Source organism: Enterococcus devriesei (assembly GCF_001885905.1).
Classification (GTDB): domain Bacteria; phylum Bacillota; class Bacilli; order Lactobacillales; family Enterococcaceae; genus Enterococcus_A; species Enterococcus_A devriesei.
On sequence record NZ_JXKM01000004.1, the window covers coordinates 51572 to 67033 of the forward strand.

General features: G+C 42.2%; 14 protein-coding genes and 2 other annotated features. Of the genes, 12 read left to right on the plus strand and 2 right to left on the minus strand.

The window, feature by feature from the left end:
* Window positions 1-42: 42 nt before the first annotated feature.
* Window positions 43-477 carry an OsmC family protein gene (locus RV00_RS06820; RefSeq protein ID WP_071861861.1) on the minus strand — a complete coding sequence of 145 codons (435 nt, stop codon included), beginning with the start codon at window positions 475-477 and terminating at the stop codon, window positions 43-45.
* Window positions 478-654: 177 nt separating this feature from the next.
* Here RV00_RS06820 and RV00_RS06825 point away from each other — a divergent pair, with 177 nt between their 5' ends.
* Both RV00_RS06825 and RV00_RS06830 read left to right on the plus strand, forming a co-directional pair.
* Entirely contained in the window at window positions 655-1512 is an 858-nt protein-coding gene (locus tag RV00_RS06825; protein WP_084133252.1) for a formate/nitrite transporter family protein, read from the plus strand.
* A 681-nt stretch (window positions 1513-2193) separates the two neighbouring features.
* Window positions 2194-2907, plus strand: a complete 714-nt coding sequence (locus tag RV00_RS06830) for a nitroreductase family protein (protein WP_071861862.1) — start codon at window positions 2194-2196, stop codon at window positions 2905-2907.
* Window positions 2908-2931: 24 nt separating this feature from the next.
* Here the strand turns inward: RV00_RS06830 and RV00_RS06835 are convergent, their stop codons facing one another.
* Window positions 2932-3921 (minus strand): YncE family protein, encoded by a 990-nt coding sequence (locus RV00_RS06835; RefSeq protein ID WP_249024073.1) that lies wholly within the window; start codon window positions 3919-3921, stop codon window positions 2932-2934.
* A 128-nt stretch (window positions 3922-4049) separates the two neighbouring features.
* Window positions 4050-4286 (plus strand) — a binding site (T-box leader).
* A gap of 116 nt (window positions 4287-4402) precedes the next feature.
* Window positions 4403-4629, plus strand: a binding site (T-box leader).
* A gap of 71 nt (window positions 4630-4700) precedes the next feature.
* On the opposite strand from RV00_RS06835, the gene trpE reads away from it, so the two are divergent.
* The 10 genes from trpE (at window position 4701) to RV00_RS06890 (ending at window position 15433) form a co-directional block, all read left to right on the plus strand.
* Window positions 4701-6047: an anthranilate synthase component I gene (trpE, locus tag RV00_RS06840; RefSeq protein ID WP_071861863.1), complete on the plus strand. Its 1347-nt coding sequence runs from the start codon at window positions 4701-4703 to the stop codon at window positions 6045-6047.
* On the plus strand, window positions 6044-6592 hold the full coding sequence (locus RV00_RS06845; protein WP_071861864.1) for an anthranilate synthase component II: 549 nt from the start codon (window positions 6044-6046) through the stop codon (window positions 6590-6592). The genes trpE and RV00_RS06845 overlap by 4 nt, the downstream gene beginning before the upstream one ends.
* Complete coding sequence (trpD, locus tag RV00_RS06850; protein WP_071861865.1) at window positions 6576-7589, plus strand: anthranilate phosphoribosyltransferase; 1014 nt, start codon at window positions 6576-6578, stop codon at window positions 7587-7589. Before RV00_RS06845 ends, trpD begins: the two co-directional genes overlap by 17 nt.
* Window positions 7590-8348: an indole-3-glycerol phosphate synthase TrpC gene (gene trpC, locus RV00_RS06855; RefSeq protein ID WP_071861866.1), complete on the plus strand. Its 759-nt coding sequence runs from the start codon at window positions 7590-7592 to the stop codon at window positions 8346-8348.
* Window positions 8345-8959 carry a phosphoribosylanthranilate isomerase gene (locus tag RV00_RS06860; RefSeq protein WP_071861867.1) on the plus strand — a complete coding sequence of 205 codons (615 nt, stop codon included), beginning with the start codon at window positions 8345-8347 and terminating at the stop codon, window positions 8957-8959. Before trpC ends, RV00_RS06860 begins: the two co-directional genes overlap by 4 nt.
* Window positions 8960-9259: 300 nt before the next feature.
* Window positions 9260-10453 (plus strand): tryptophan synthase subunit beta, encoded by a 1194-nt coding sequence (trpB, locus tag RV00_RS06865; RefSeq protein WP_071861868.1) that lies wholly within the window; start codon window positions 9260-9262, stop codon window positions 10451-10453.
* The gene (trpA, locus tag RV00_RS06870) at window positions 10450-11202 is read left to right on the plus strand and encodes a tryptophan synthase subunit alpha (protein ID WP_071861869.1); all 753 of its coding nucleotides are present in this window, start codon (window positions 10450-10452) and stop codon (window positions 11200-11202) included. Before trpB ends, trpA begins: the two co-directional genes overlap by 4 nt.
* A gap of 209 nt (window positions 11203-11411) precedes the next feature.
* Window positions 11412-12224: a prohibitin family protein gene (locus RV00_RS06875; protein WP_071862148.1), complete on the plus strand. Its 813-nt coding sequence runs from the start codon at window positions 11412-11414 to the stop codon at window positions 12222-12224.
* Window positions 12225-12989: 765 nt separating this feature from the next.
* Window positions 12990-14396, plus strand: coding sequence for a C69 family dipeptidase (locus tag RV00_RS06885; protein WP_071861871.1), 1407 nt, complete (start codon window positions 12990-12992; stop codon window positions 14394-14396).
* Window positions 14397-14536: 140 nt separating this feature from the next.
* Complete coding sequence (locus tag RV00_RS06890) at window positions 14537-15433, plus strand: diacylglycerol/lipid kinase family protein (RefSeq protein ID WP_071861872.1); 897 nt, start codon at window positions 14537-14539, stop codon at window positions 15431-15433.
* The last annotated feature ends 29 nt before the right edge of the window (window positions 15434-15462 follow it).

A 15462-nucleotide genomic window follows, 5' to 3' on the forward strand; every position in this document is an offset into this window, starting at 1 on the left:
ACTAAAAATAAATACCCCTTCAAATCTTTGAAGGGGTATTTATTACGGATTGATTTGAATGTCCATTTCAGGAGCATGTACGATGGTGTCTTTTACCGGACAGGTTTTTTCAATAAAATCAACGAAAGTTTGAATTTCTGTGGCAGTATTGTCGGCTTCGATATAATAATTCGTTGTAATTTTTGAAAAGCCGACTTTGATATCTGGGTTGCCTTTTAACCGATCTGAGTCGATCTCACCTAAAACTTCCACCCGCATTGCTTTCAAATTGATCTGCTTCGATTGATAAAAGAAGCGGCAAACCATCATTTTGCAAGCACCTAAAGAGCATAATAGTGCTTCTAAAGGATTCATCGCTTGATTTGTTCCGCCGACATTTTCTGGCTCATCAATCAGAAATTCAAATCCACGCGCTGAGCATTTCAATTGTAGCCCGCCAATAGAAGCGACTTCGGCCTTTAAAATTTGTTTTGTCATCAGAAGATTCCTCCTAGATCGTTTTCTTAATGATACTACGTTTTCTAGTTAAAATTTAAAATAACTTGTGCAATTTTTCTCAATATTTCTGTTTTCAGTAATTTTTCATTGAAAACGCCAGCAAAATCTTGTATGATACCTGTACATTATGGCTTTGCCAAAGAAGGAAGGAACCTCATGAAATCGGACCTATTTATGGAAATTGAAGAAAATTCTACGACTGAAAACGAGAAACATGTGAAAAACAAATCAAATCTAATGACACAGATTGAATATTCAATCAGTAAAAAAATTGATTTATTCAACTCAAGTTTGCCTCGTTACGCAGTTCGCTCAATGTTAGCTTGCTTATTTTTAGCTTTAGGAACGGCTATTGCTTTTTATATTGCCATCCGGATGCAGGAAGCGATTCCTGGTTTAGAAAAGATGGCGTACGCCTTTATGTTTAGCTGGTCATTAGTCATGATCTTATTCATGAATGCGGAACTGGGAACTTCGAATATGCTTTATACGACTATCGGTGTTTATCGTAAAAAAATGACTGTTTCTTTTGCATTCAAATTGTTGTTCACTTGTATTTTGTTTAACTTGGTTGCAGGTGTCCTTTGCGGGTATTTGCTATCCTTGACGACTCCCTTTAGCCACTTGGAAGCAGAAAACTATATGTTCTCAGGTATCGCCAGTAAATTAACAAAATCCACTGGACAGATTTTGGTTGAAGGTATGTTTGCAAATATTGTCGTGAATATCGCTGTTTTAGTAAGCTTACGAATGAAAGATGACGCGGCTAAAGTGATGGCGATCATTTTCATTATCTTCATTTTCGCTTTTTTAGGTTACGAACACGTGATTGCGAATTTCCCAGCATTCTCACTTGCTTACTTTTCTTCTCATGGAGCGATCACAGAAATGACTGCGGGGAATGTCGTGCATAATCTATTCTTTACTTTGATCGGCAATTTCATCGGCGGTGGCTTGGTCATGGGCTTAGGCTACGCTTGGTTAAATAATACGGAATCAAAATATGTTGACTAGCGTTAGGGAGCGATCCCTAACGTTTTTTTGGTGTAGCAAATTAGAAGATAAATACAATAAAACGAAAAAGGATGCCAGTCCTACTTTTTGTAGCATACAAGGATCGAAATCATAAAAAGTCCGATTGGAATTAGGAAAGCAAGACCTAGTAGGATGGTATACGGCTTGAGAATCAAACTTATTTTTCTAAAAGAAAAATAAGTACAATAAAACGAAAAAGGATGCCAGTCCTACTTTTTGCAGCATACAAGGATCGAAATCATAAAAAGTCCGATTGGAATTAGGAAAGCAAGATCTAGTAGGATGGTATACGGCTTGAGAATCAAACTTATTTTTCTAAAAGAAAAATAAGTACAATAAAACGAAAAAGGATGCCAGTCCTACTTTTTGCAGCATACAAGGATCGAAATCATAAAAAGTCCGATTGGAATTAGGAAGGCAAGATCCAGTAGGATGATATACGGCTTGAGAATCAAATTTATTTTTCTGAAAGAAAAATAAATACAATAAAACGAAAAAGGATGCCAGTCCTACTTTTTGCAGCATATAAAGATCGAAATCATAAAAAGCTTGACTGGAACTAGGAAAGCAAGACCTAGTAGGATGGTATACGGCTTGAGAATCAAATTTATTTTTCTAAAAGAAAAATAAATACAATAAAACGAAAAAGGAGTAACATTTATGAATCTTTATGAAAGTATTTTTACGCGAAAGTCCACTCGTGATTTTACGGCGACACCTTTGAGCGAGTCAAAAATAGACGAGCTACGTGGCTTTATTGAAAATGTTCCCCCACTTTTACCAGATGCTGCGATTTCTTACAAGATCGTTGGGCCAGAGGGAGTCAAAGGAATGGGCGTACCGAAAGCGCCTCATTATATTTTGATTTCGGCGCCGCCGCAGGTTTTACGCAATACTTGTGCGGGCTTTTTATTTCAGCACGCCGAGTTATTTCTATATGCTGAAGGCTATGCGACTCGTTGGTTAGGAATGTTGAAAAGCAAGGAACAGGATAAGAATTTTGTCATAGGGATGGCTTTTGGCGAGCCAGCAAAACCAGAACACCGCACGATCGAAGAATTTGATCGCAAGCCGCTGACAGAAATAGCTCAAGGAAATGATCCTCGGATCGAAGCTGCGCGTTTGGCACCATCCGGCTTGAATGGGCAGCCGTGGTATTTTATTACTGAAAATGAATCGATTCATGTCTATCAAAAGCAAAAAATCGGCGGAGTGCTTGGTTTAGCTTATAAAATGATGGATCTTGATGTTGGAATCGCCTTGTGTCATTTGGCGGTTGCTAGTGAAGAACTGGGACGTTCGTTTCATTTTTCTATCACTGAATCTGCTCCAAAAACACCTGGGGGATTTTTGTATCTGGGTACGGTGAAATAAAAAAGCCTCCAAAAAATTGGAGGGCTAATCATTTAATAGCTGATTCAAATCTAATTGCAGGACTTCTTTCATTACGAGAGGTGCCTTTTTACGATAAGCAGCAGCGCCACTTTCGAAAAGGGCGAAAAGTTGATCGCCTTCGACAATGATTTGTTCCAAATAAGGCGGCGTAGTAATGGTTTGTTTTGCTTGTCTTAAATCAGAGAAATCAGTTGTTTTATGAATATCGAAAACAAAAATTTTTCCGGCTTGCTTGCCCCAAGACTGTGAGAGCAGCAAGAAATTTTTGTAAAAGGTCACGCCTTGAATTTTTTGTGGAATGGCAAGTGTTCCTGAATCTGACTCCAGCAAGGCAGGTGTTGTATTTCTAGGAGTGGCTAAAAGATTCGTTGCCTCCTTTAAATTGCCTGAATCATCGATTGGATAACAGACGATTTGCCCCGCTTGCTTCAAAGTAAATAGTGCGACGACAAGATAGCCGTGATCATAGGTCAAAGCTGAAGCGCGAGGCAATTCTTTTAACGCGACTTTCTGCTGGTAAACGATCGGTTTTCCATTTCTTTGGTCGTAGGCCTCGATATCTGCTAAGGTGATTGCTGCTACGGCCGCATTTTTCCCTGCGTTGTTACTGACCCAAATCTTTTGATGATTTGGGTCGTAAGCGAGGCCGCCAACATGAGGCAGGTCAGGCAAGAAGATGGTTTTTATACGAGCGCCGGTTTCGCGGTCTAAAACATAAATAACCGAATGGTGCTGATGCTGGTGACAGTAGGCTGAGATTAGTAAAAAATCTTCCGTTACCGTTAAACCTTGAGGGGTCATGGCTAAGCAACTGTTAGGCAGGTTTGCCAAGTTGATCGTTTGTGCCTTTTTCAGTCCAGGAACGGTATATTTCGGTTCAACTGTCGCAGCAAAAAGAGTAGGATAAGTCTGCCAAAGCGAGTGACGATTATAAAAAGAGCCCGATAAGAAACGGCGCATCCAGCTCATTAAGTTAGAAAGAATTTTTTTCACCGATTTCGCCTCCAATAGGTTTATTTTAGCAAGTTCTAAGGATTTGGGACAGTCAGAGGATTTCAAAATAATGGATTTTTTTGAAAAAAACCATTGACAAGTCGAAAAAAAACCAGTAGTATTCAAAAAAATAAGTGTCGAACAAAAGAGAAGTAACATGGATGAGCCTTTTCAGAGAGCTGATGGTGCTGTGAATCAGTAGGGAGATCGATGCGAATGGACTTTTGGACAGAAGTTTTGAAGAATTAGTAGGAACTTCCGGGAACTCCCGTTATAGAGTAAGGTCGTTGTTGGACGACTGAGAGAGAAATGCCTTTTATTCAGGCATACCATTGAGGTGGCACCGTGGATTATCCGCCCTCAAACCAAAGCTTATTTTGGTTTGAGGGCTTTTTTTTTGCGAGTTCCACTGCGTGTTTTCAACACGCTAACTGGAATCGTATGCGTACGAAGATGAAAAATTTTTTATTACTAAACACAACTTAAATCATAAACAAGAGAAGTAGCTGGAAACGAAGGAATTACAGAAAGTTTCGGTTGATGAGAAGAAACATTCTTTTCTCCAGTGAATGGACTTGTTGGAGCGTTCTTGAACAATAGTAGGGAACGACGGGAGCTCCCGTTATAGAGTACGATCGTTGTTGGACGATTAGAGTGCTGTCAGCGTGACAGTAAAAGAGGTGGTACCGTGCTATTTGCGCCCTCAGACCAAAGTTTATTTGGTTTGAGGGCTTTTTTTGTTTTTTTAAGTCGCTATTTCGAGAAAGAGGAGTCCAGTTATGAAAAAAATAAAGCAATTTACTGAGTTAGAATTAACACCGATTGATCTTTATTACCGGTTGAAAGATCACGGGACCTGTTTATTTGAACGTCATTCTGAGTCTGTCGACTACAGCATTATCGCTTTTGATCCGGTTGAAAGGCTAGGCTTTCAGGACAATCATTTTCAAATTGGTCAGCGCAGCTATCCTTGTTCCGACCCTTTGAAGGAGTTGGAATCCTATGTGTTGAAAGAAGAGGATGGATTGGACCTACCTTTTCAGGGTGGGGCCTTGGGCTATGTTGGCTATGATGTAGCGGCGTGTTACGAGGAGATTGGCACGATTCCAAAAGATGAATTGGAAATACCGGATATGCAATTTTATTTATACGAGACCTTTGTCGTATATGAAGCACCAACTAAGGCGATTACTCTTGTCGTCGGAAATACTTATAGTCAAACGTCAGAAGTGGAATTGGAGAAACGGTTGGAAAAGTTGGAAGCACAACTGAAACGGCCGGTTCTTTTACCAGAAATTCAGCCCCAGCCGCTAAATTTTACCAGCAATTTTTCTCAACAAGGTTATGAAGCGATAGTCAATCGTGCGAAGGAGAAAATCGTGGCTGGAGATGTTTTTCAAGTGGTTCCTTCCCAACGCTTATCGGCGGACTTTTCAGGTGACGCGTTTAATTATTATCGACAATTAAGAACAAGCAATCCTTCAGCTTATTGTTACTTTTTAGACTTTCCCGAGGTTCAAGTAATCGGGAGTTCGCCAGAAAGCTTAGTTACGGTAGCGGAAGAATTGGTCACGACCAATCCGATTGCCGGTACAAGAAAACGGGGGACTGATCAAGCAGAAGATCAACGGTTGGCGGAAGAATTACAAAACGATCCGAAAGAAGTGGCGGAACATCGAATGCTAGTCGATCTTGGTCGCAACGATCTGGGGAAAGTCGCCGTTAGAGGCTCAGTGACTGTCCCAACTTATTTAACGATTGAACGTTATCGCTTTGTGATGCATCTCGTCTCGGTAGTAACGGGGAAATTGCAGCCCGACAAGCGGGCGATGGATGCTTTAAAAGCCACCTTACCTGCTGGAACTGTCAGCGGTGCACCGAAAATCCGAGCAATGACACGGATTTATCAATGGGAGCCCGTGAAGCGTTCGATTTATGCCGGAGCGATCGGTTTTTTAGGCCAGGATGACCAAGCCGATTTCGCAATCGCGATTCGAACGATGGTGATTCAAGGCGGCAAGGCCCATGTGCAGGCCGGAGCGGGGATCGTCTATGATTCTGATCCTACTAGCGAATATTTTGAAACGTTACAAAAAGCGAAAGCGTTAATGGAGGTGAGTCAATGATTTTATTAGTCGATAATTATGATTCCTTTACCTATAATTTGCTGCAATTATTACCGGCAAATGTTCAAATTTTAAGAAATGATGATCCAGCTTTGTTTTCAGCGGCGGAAGCGGCCACGGCGATCGTCCTTTCACCGGGACCTGGCAGACCGTCCGAAGCAGGCAAGATCGAACTGCTAATTCGCCGCTACTATCGTGAGAAACCAATCTTAGGGATTTGCTTAGGACACCAAGCGATTGGTGAAGTCTTCGGTGGGAAAATTGTTTCGGCACCGGTAATCATGCATGGTAAGCAGTCCTATTTGCAGAATGGAACTAGGCAGTCAGTGATGCGCTATCATTCATTAGCGATTGCGGCGGAGGATTTTCCGGCTGATTTGGAAATAACCGCCAAAGCAGATGGTGTGATCATGGCGATCCGGCATAAACGTTATCCAGTCTTTGGCTTACAATTTCATCCAGAATCAATTGGTACTGACAATGGCGCCAGTTACCTTAAAGAATTTCTACAGAAAGCAGGGAAGCAAGATGCAGCAATTATTTGAAAAAATTTATCGCGGAAATGATTTATCGATTGAAGAGATGCAACAAGTTGGTCGAGGAATTTTTGAAGGGAAATTAACTGATAGCCAGATCAGCGCTTTACTGGTGGGCTTGAAAGTAAAAGGTGTAGCCGCGGATGAACTAACAGGTCTTGCGCAAGTCATGCAAGGCAAAGGCACACCGATGTTAACGGCGCCCACGGGTGTGATGGATAATTGCGGCACCGGCGGCGATCATTCCATGAGCTTCAATATTAGTACGACGGCGGCTTTTGTGTTAGCCGGCGGTGGTATTCCAATGGCAAAGCATGGCAATCGCAGTATTTCCAGTAAATCAGGCAGCGCGGACGTGCTGGAGGCATTGGGGATTTCGTTGATTGCTACTCCTAAAAAAATTGATTATCTATTGCAAGAAGCGGGGATTGCGTTTCTTTTCGCGCCAACGCTGCATCCAGCGATGGGAGCGGTGATGAATATTCGTAAGGAATTAGCGACCCCAACAATTTTTAATTTGTTAGGTCCAATCATCAACCCTTATCCTTTGGAACATCAATTGATGGGCACTTACGCTGGCGATTCGCTAGTCGAATCGGCGAAAACCTTAGGGCAACTTGGCCGAAAACGCGCCATTGTCGTTCATGGGCACGGCGGGATGGATGAGGCTAATTTGGCCGGCACGACCCGTTGCGCGATCTATCAAAAGGGTTCCGTCGAAGAATTTTCTTTTGATCCAGAGGAAGTCGGCTTCAAAAAGGTTCCGTTAGCCGCTATCGTCGGTGGTACCGTCGAAAAAAATAAAGATATCTTACTTTCGGTGATGCGAGGGGTTCCATCAGCTTATTATGAAACAGTGCTATTGAATGCCGGCTTAGGCTTCTTAGCCAGCGGCCGCGTGTCTAATTTAAAAGCAGGCATCGCTGAGGCGGAGCAATCCATTTTATCAGGGGCCGCTTATGATCGGCTGCAACAATTGATTACGAAACAAAAGGAGGTTGCCTAATTGGATTTTTTAACGAAGATTTTACAGGAAAAACAAAAGGAAGTGGAAAATTTAGCGACCGTTCAAGCTGTACCAGAAATTATGCGACCCTCTTTTCAGCAAACCGTCAAAGAACATCCTGAAAAAATGCATGTGATCGGCGAAATTAAAAGAGCGTCTCCTTCTAAAGGTGACATCAATCAAGCAGTCGATATTTTGCAGCAAGCGAAAGACTACGAAAAAGCGGGTGTCAGCGCCATCTCAGTCTTAACTGATCCGGTCTTTTTCAAAGGACAAATCAGTGACTTGGCGGCAGTTGCACAAGTTGTGAAGGTCCCGCTGTTGTGTAAAGATTTCATCATTGATGAGCGACAGTTAGATCGAGCCAAACAGGCAGGTGCCAGTATCGTTTTACTGATCATCGCGGCATTATCATCTCAACGCTTAGCAGAACTATACCATTATGCTAAAGCTTTAGATTTGGAAGTTTTAGTTGAGGTCCATGACGCGGAGGAATTGAAGCAGGCTCAGAAAATTGGCGCCAAGATCATCGGTATCAATAATCGCAATTTGAAAACCTTTGAGGTTACGATCCAAACGAGTCTCGATTTGGCTCAGCCAGCAAGTGACACGATTTATATTAGCGAGTCCGGTTTTAAGGCGGCTGAGGACGTAGAAAAAATCAAAACAACCTATCAAGGGATTCTGGTGGGGGAAACCTTGATGACAGCCGCTGATCCAGCTCATAAAATCGACGAATTGCAGGTGAAACGGGAATGACTCAAATCAAGATTTGCGGATTGAAAAATTTCGCAGCGATTGAGGCCGCTGTTGAAGGCGGCGCCAACTATCTTGGATTTGTTTTTGCTGAGAGCCCCCGGCAAGTAACGGCGGAAAACGTTCGACGTTTAACTAGCGGAATTCCTAAAGAAGTAAAGAAGGTAGGTGTTTTTGTCTCACCAACTCAAGCCGAAGTCGAGGAAACCGCAGAAATTGCCGGTTTAGACCTGATCCAGTTACACGGGCAAACAAACTTAATTAAATTAGCTTATCCGATTATTCGGGCCTTCAGTATCCAAGATCAGGATTCTTCCTATTTTTATCAGTACCCACATCTATTATTAGATGCGCCGCCAGCTAAATTAATGGGTGGAAATGGCCGAACCTTTGATTGGCAGCAGGTCGATCAACGGCATTTACCAAAGGAAAAACTTTGGTTGGCTGGTGGATTAAATGCGGAGAATGTCGCCGAAGCGATCCGTTTTTTCCAGCCCCAAGTCGTCGATGTCTCAAGCGGGGTAGAAACAGCCGGCGAAAAAGACCCAGAAAAGATCAAGGCATTCTGCCAGGCAGTGAAAGCAGCAGATAATGAAGATAGGAAAAACAAGTGATAGAAACGAATAAAGATTTCAGTTCCTCTTTTCCCAGCACAGCATGTTGAGAGAAAATCAATAAAATTTATTCAAACAAGAGTAAGTAAAGTTTAGAGGAATGACATACGGCATGAGAAAAGAACTCATTTTTCACTTTATGAAAAATGAATCTATTAAAACGAATAAGGATTTCAGTTCCTCTTTTCCCAGCGTATCACGCTGAAAGAAGATAAAAAAAATTATACAAATTAAAGTAAGAAAAGTTTAGAGGAATGACATACGTAGTGAAAATCATGAATATGAACGAGGAGTGATCACATGTACCAACAACCAAATGAGGCGGGTTTTTATGGTGAATTTGGCGGGAAGTTTGTCCCGGAAACATTGATGTACGCTGTCCAAGAGTTAGAGGAAACCTATGAAGCCTCAAAACAAGACGAGGTTTTTCAAAGAGAATTGGCTTACTATTTAAAACAATATGTGGGACGGGAAAATCCTTTGTATTTCGCGGAGCGTTTGACCAACGAGCTTGGCGGGGCAAAAATCTATTTAAAACGCGAGGATTTGAATCATACAGGGGCTCATAAAATCAATAATGCGTTAGGGCAAGTCTTGCTAGCCAAAAAGATGGGCAAAAACAAGGTCGTTGCGGAAACCGGCGCTGGCCAGCATGGAGTGGCAACTGCCACCGCCGCAGCCCTTTTCGGGATGGAATGTATCGTCTTTATGGGGGAAGTCGATGTGAAGCGACAAGCTTTAAATGTTTTTCGTATGGAGCTTTTAGGGGCGAAGGTGGAAAGCGTGACTTCCGGTAGTAAAACGTTGAAGGATGCCGTAAATGAAGCGTTACGCTACTGGGTGGCAACAGTTGAAGATACACATTATGTGATGGGCTCTGTTTTAGGACCACATCCCTTTCCAGAGATCGTGCGGGATTATCAAAGTGTGATTGGGATCGAGGCTCGCAAACAGATTCTTGCAGCGGAAGGTCGGTTGCCTGATTTAGTAATGGCATGTGTCGGTGGCGGAAGCAATGCGATGGGGATGTTTTATCCGTTTATTGAAGATACGGATGTTCGTTTGCTGGGTGTGGAGGCATCTGGGCATGGCTTGGACACGGAGGAACACGCGGCTTCTATCAACAAGGGGAGTGTCGGCATTTTACACGGGGCAAAGATGCATCTGTTGCAAGATGATGACGGCCAAGTTTTAGAAGCCTTCTCCATCTCAGCTGGCTTGGATTATCCGGGGATCGGGCCGGAGCATTCTTTCTTACATGAGATTGGGCGGGCGGAATATGCTGCGATTAATGATGAAGAAGCAGTAGAAGCGTTTCATTTTCTATCACGTATGGAAGGAATCATTCCAGCATTGGAAAGTTCTCATGCGCTGGCACAAGTAATCAAAATCGCGCCAACTATGACTAAAGACCAAATCATCGTCATGAATCTTTCTGGCCGCGGGGACAAGGATGTCCAACAAATCAAAGAACGAATGGAGGCAGAAAAATGAAACCTTTGACCAAAACATTAACTGAAAAAGCGCAGACGGAAAAATTATTCGTACCTTATATCATGGCGGGAGCGCAAGGCTTGGACAATTTGCCAGAAGAAATTGCGATGCTGGTGGAACAAGGTGCGGCGGCTATTGAGTTAGGTGTGCCTTTTTCTGATCCGGTAGCAGACGGGCCGACGATCCAAGCGGCTGGATTACGAGCGTTTGAGCATCAGGTTACATTAAAAAAACTGATTGCTGTCCTACAAGAAATTGATTCGGCGGTTCCTTTGATCTTGATGGGTTACAGCAATTCCTTTTTCCATTATGGCATCAAACAATTAGTGGAAGAGCTAGCAGGAACCGACGTGCAAGGCTTGATTATTCCCGATCTGCCTTATGAACACCGAGATTTGGCGGTGCCGGAGCTGGGAGATATCGCGTTATTGCAACTGGTATCTTTAACTAGTCCGCAAGAACGGATTCAACAGCTGGTGGCTGAGGCAGAGGGCTTCATTTATGCAGTAACAGTTAACGGCATCACCGGGACGGATCAAAACTTCAGACAGGATTTATTGGATCATTTAGCGCAAGTGAAGGCGGTCAGTAAAATTCCCGTCTTGGCTGGATTCGGCATCTCAAGGAAAGAGCACGTCGAAAACTTCCAGCAAGTTTGTGACGGTGTCGTGATTGGGTCGAAGATTGTTCAATCATTACAAGAAAATGGGACGAAAAAAACAGGAGAGTTGATTGCACAAATTATTTAGCATGAAAAATGAAGGTCGTCTCTTTTTTTCAAGGGTTTTGAAAAATAAAAGCGAACTGCTATTGTGTTTTGTTTCACGTTATTTTAAAATCTGTCTATAACAGAAATGGTCAGCATTTCGCCATCTCTTAAAATGATCAATCACATAAGATTGTTTCTTGTGATTAGAATAGAGGATTAAAGGGGTACAGAATGGAGAGAAACACAAACATTAAAATCACCAAACTTATCAAGGTAGTTGTTGCGGTGCTTTTAATTGCGGTGGTCGCGGTCGTTGCGGCCTTCAAATTTTTTGAGAGAATTGATAATGGTTACGTCGGTGTTCGTTATTCGATGAATGGCGGGATCAAAGACGAGGCGCTGACTCAAGGCGTGAAGTTTGTTGGGATCGATAAAGTGATCCAATATCCGATTCGCCTGCAAACCATCCAAGCGGAAAAAGTATCGGTATCCACCAGCGATGGTAAGAAAACCACGATTGACATCAAGTATGATTACAAAGTCGATCCAAATAAAGCCGCCAAAATGTATAAGGAATTTGGGAATATTACCAGTGAAGACATCGAATCAGGCTGGTTGAAGTCGAAGCTCCAAAAAGTTTCGAGAGAAGTTTATGCGAAGTATAGTTTATTAGACGTTCTCTCAGGGGATTCATCCAAAGTCGAAGCCGAGGTTCTGACGAGTTTCGCTAAATCAGTTGAAGCGAAGGGCTTTGAAGTGGAAGATGTGACATTAGGTGTTCCGGATGTGGATGCCGAAACGCAAAAATCCATCGATGCCATCATTCGAGCAGGACAAGAGAATGAAAAAGCCAAACTAGATGCGGAAACAGCGAAAACGAAAGCCGACAGTGAGGCCTACAAAAAAACAAAAGCCGCGGAAGCCGAAGCCGAGGCCAATAAAAAAGTCGCCGACTCCGTGACAGATGAGCTGATTCGTTATACGGAAGCGCAAGCGCGGGAAAAACACGGCTGGGTTACGGTCAACGGCGCGAATATCGTGGTAACGGACAAAGGAAATTAAAATGGGTTTCTTTATCGGAAAATTAATCATATTGGGCTTATTGTTATTACTGATTGGACTTAGTATCGCGCTTTTTAAAGTGAAATCAACATCTAAAAAAATTGCGCGAAAAAAGGATGATTGGGACGAATTTTAATCCAAAACAGCTTCAGTTCATTAGCCAAACTGAAGCTGTTTTTTTTGACTATGAAGAAAGTATAAAATTTTCATATGAACAAATCGCTTTACAGCAGGCATATTCATGTCCGGCTTCACAAACTAGCTTTATCGGCAATAAGCAAAACAATTTAGAAATTTGAGAAACACCAAGTAGGAACTGTTCAACATCAAAGTTAAAACTTTGTGTTTCTCAGTCATTTATCAATGGTTTGGTCTTATTGCTCAAAAGCTGAGCGAGTTCGCGAAAGCCTTTCTCAAAGTAGTTGATCCATTTAAAGGAGAGATTTAGGATGTCAGAAAAAATAAGTTTGACTCTGCGAATGTACCTTGTGTTAGTTATCATTCTGGGAGCTGTCAGCGCACAGTATTGGCGCCAACGATTTTAGGAATAATCGATTTGCTGGAGCTTTCAACAGAATCATTGATTTTAATCAATCTGGGAATGGTTGTCATTATTTTCCTGATTCTAGGAAGACCGATTCATTTTATATGGACAGCTTTAAAAAGAAAATAAATGTCTGACGAGTATCTTCAGGATTTCGTTTGGTATTTAATTTTATTAGCGTTATACTTGAGGTACCATGAAAAGGGGAGAGTGTTTCAAGTATGACAAAGAAAGTAAAAGGTTCATGTACCACCGTACTAGTCGGAAAGAAAGCATCAATCGATGGCTCAACTATTATTTCAAGGAACGATGATGGGCACGAAGCATTAGACCCACAACGTTTTGTAGTGGTTCAACCGGAAGATCAGCCAAAAGATTACCAAGCGGTGATTAGTGGCGTGAAAGTTGAATTGCCAGACAATCCACTACGTTATACCTCGATGCCAAATTCAATTTTAACCAACGGAATCTGGCCAGCAGCCGGCATCAATAGCGAAAATATAGCGATGTCAGCAACCGAAACAATCACAACGAATCCACGCATCCAAGGACTTGATCCTTATGTTGAAGGCGGTATTGGCGAAGAAGACATCGTGACTTTGGTCTTGCCTTACATCCACAGCGCGAAAGAAGGTGTGGAACGTTTAGGCTCATTACTTAAAGAATACGGTACCTACGAACCAAACGGCATCGCTTTTGCGGATAAAGAAGAAGTTTGGTGGTTAGAAACAATCGGCGGCCATCATTGGGCAGCAGTTCGTATCCCAGATGATGCCTATGTAGTCGCACCAAACCGGATGAATATCGATCATTTTGATTTTGATTCAGCAGATACCCTTTGCTCAGAAGATTTGAAAGACTTGATTGAAGACAATCATTTGAATCCAGACTTCGAAGGCTACAACTTGCGTCATATTTTCGGCAGCTCTTCGATTAAAGATACTGTTTATAACAATCCACGGGCTTGGTATGGTCAAAAATACTTCACTCCCGATGTAGAACAAGAAATGATGGATCAAGATTTACCATTTATCTGTCGTGCCAACCGTAAAATCTCGATCGAAGATGTGAAGTTCGTGTTAAGCTCTCACTTTGAAAATACCGAATACGATCCTTACGGCAACGGAACAGAAGATCAAAAGAAATTGATTCGTCCAATCGGGATCAACCGCAACCACAATGTACACATTTTACAAGTCCGTAACAATGTGCCTGATGAAATCGCCGGTGTTCATTGGTTAGCTTACGGTGCCAATACCTTTAATAGTGTTGTGCCTTTCTATTCAAATGTTAATGACACTCCTGCTTGCTATAAAGATGCCACAGGGACATTTGATTTGAACAATATGTACTGGTTAAGCTGCACAACGGCGTTATTAGGGGATACGGATTACGATTTCTTCGTTGATTTCCGCAATACCTTCGAACTTGAAGCGATGTCTGCTTACCACGTGATCCAAAACGAAACAGATAAAGCAATTAAAGATCAAAAAGATGTTCAAAAATTCTTGGAAGACGCAAATGAAAAATTAGCTACTGAATCCTTAGAACGTCAAACAAGACTCTTAGGCAAGATGGTTATCTCAGGTTCTGAACGAATGAAATTACGTTACAATATGAATGACTAATGATTTGATAATGGGAGTCCTCCTCAGGTGGGCTTCCATTTTTTTGTTTTTTAGGGAATTTTTCGTCAAGCGTTTCCAACTTCAATTTTCCGCCAGCCTGATATACTAAAGAAAGAAACATCAAGGAAGGATGGGCAAGTATGAAAAAAGCAGTATTGATCGTCAACCCTAGTTCAGGTAATGAAGAGGCTGAAAAATACGAGAGCCAAGCACAGAAAAAGCTCGCGACTTTTTTTGATGAAGTAGAAGTTTTACGAACGGAAGCAGAAGGCGATGCGACAAAATTTGCTCGCCAAGCAGCAAAAGACAAAGTGGATAGTGTTTTTGCGATGGGAGGCGATGGGACCGTCAATGAAGCCATCAGTGGTTTGGCTGAACAAGAATATCGACCGAAGTTCGGTTTTTTCCCATTAGGTACGGTGAATGATCTAGCACGCTCATTAAAGATTTCAATGGAGCCACAAGAAGCTATCTCCTCCTTTAATGTGGATCGTAAATCATCGCTGGATATTGGCAAAATCAACGACGATTATTTCATGAATATTGTTTCGGTGGGGAGTATTCCTGAAGCCATTAGCAATGTCGATGTTGAAGAAAAGACCAAGTTTGGCAAATTGGCCTATTTTATTTCTGGCGTCAAAGAAGTATTCAACGATCAAACCTATCACTTTTCGCTAGAGATCGATGGCGAAACGACCGAAATCGAAAGTAGTGCTGTCGTCATAGTGTTGACACGAACAATCGGCGGCTTTCAACATATCGTTCCTGAAGCCGAGGCTAACGATGGGAATTTATATCTCCTCTATTTGAAAGATCAAAGCATTACTGATCGGTTGAAGAGTGTACCGGATATTGTCAAAGGGGTGGATCAGCCGACTGAAAATATTGGCTATACTCCTTTTACTGCAGGGCGTTTGACCGTGAAAGAAGACGCGGAGCTGCATCCGAGTGTGGACGGTGATGAAGGCCCTGAGCTTCCGTTGAGCTTCAAAGTCTTGCCACAGCATTTAGAAGTTTATTATGGGTCGGAGCAATAGAATTAAGCAGAAAATCCAGTTTAGAAACT